Origin of the sequence: Vibrio sp. 1-Bac 57 (genome assembly GCF_037546855.1) — a bacterium.
GTDB lineage: Bacteria > Pseudomonadota > Gammaproteobacteria > Enterobacterales > Psychromonadaceae > Psychromonas.
In genome coordinates, this window is record NZ_JALAAC010000097.1 from 1 (window position 1) to 1,052 (window position 1,052).

Sequence of the window (1,052 nt, forward strand, 5' to 3'; positions counted from 1 at the left end):
CACATAATTGAAAAAAGATCGATAAACACTCTTTTTTGGAGAAATTCTACAGCCTCAACGCCGCACTAAGCGGGCTAAAATGGTTGGCTATACTTGTTGAGGCACGAAAAAAGCCAACTTTTTTGTTCCCTTTAATTGCCTTGTTATGTTTTTTATACCATAATCCAATATATATTGGTACTAACTAAAAGGTTTTAATTATGGCTAAAAATACGAGCGTTACTTTAGGTGATCATTTTGATCAGTTTATAAGCCAACAACTTCATTCAGGTCGCTACGGTTCGGCAAGTGAAGTACTTAGAGCAGGCTTGCGAGCATTAGAAGACGAAGAAGCAAAACTACTTAATTTGCGTAATATGCTAGTTCAGGGTGAGCAAAGTGGCACCGTTGATTATAGCTATGACTCATTAATTGCTGAACTCGATAAAGATAGCCATTGATGAATAAATTCGCACTCTCAGCTAAAGCGAAATCAGATTTAATTAAAATTGCAAAATACACCCAATTAACATGGGGGCAAGCACAACGAAATGATTATTTAAAAATATTAGATTACTCATTTCAATTACTAGCAGATGAACCTGAAATCGGAGTCAACTGTGATTATATTAGAGAAGGCTATAGTAAATACCCCCAGGCAAACCATGTAATTTATTACAAAGATCACAAAGTAAATCAAATTCTCATTGTCCGAATCCTACATAAAAGCATGGATGTAAACCGCGCACTCTGATAAAAACCTAACAGCGAAATTAAGCAGAAAAATACGGAATACATTAATTTTTTAAAATTGATCTAACCATACGCTCATAAGATCTAAAATCCAAAGCTTAAAATTAAAAATCAAATATTAATCATGTGGTTAGATAGAATCATTCTCTATTAACAAGAGAGAAGTACAGTGATACCCATTTTGTATATCAAGGCATAATAATTTATAGAGAAGAAAAGCTAATACTGAAGAACAATCAAAACCTAGAGAGCAAAAAGGCTCATCACTTTTCAGTCATAAGCCTTTCTAATGTTACTAAAACGAAAAAGGGCTTCTCAAA

General features: G+C 33.7%; 2 protein-coding genes. Both read left to right on the forward strand.

Features of this window, described 5'->3' with window-relative positions:
* Positions 1-200 precede the first annotated feature (200 nt).
* A complete protein-coding gene (locus MT391_RS20655) occupies positions 201-440 on the forward strand; it encodes a type II toxin-antitoxin system ParD family antitoxin (protein WP_166372440.1) in 240 nt (79 codons plus the stop codon).
* Positions 440-733 carry a type II toxin-antitoxin system RelE/ParE family toxin gene (locus tag MT391_RS20660; protein ID WP_499441948.1) on the forward strand — a complete coding sequence of 98 codons (294 nt, stop codon included), beginning with the start codon at positions 440-442 and terminating at the stop codon, positions 731-733. Before MT391_RS20655 ends, MT391_RS20660 begins: the two co-directional genes overlap by 1 nt.
* Positions 734-1,052: the final 319 nt, after the last annotated feature.

What these genes read in the sequence shown, in the direction of transcription:
- MT391_RS20660 (WP_499441948.1), top strand. Translation starts at nt 440, where the DNA reads ATGAATAAATTCGCACTCTCAGCTAAAGCGAAATCAGATTTAATTAAA.
- MT391_RS20655 (WP_166372440.1), top strand. Translation starts at nt 201, where the DNA reads ATGGCTAAAAATACGAGCGTTACTTTAGGTGATCATTTTGATCAGTTT.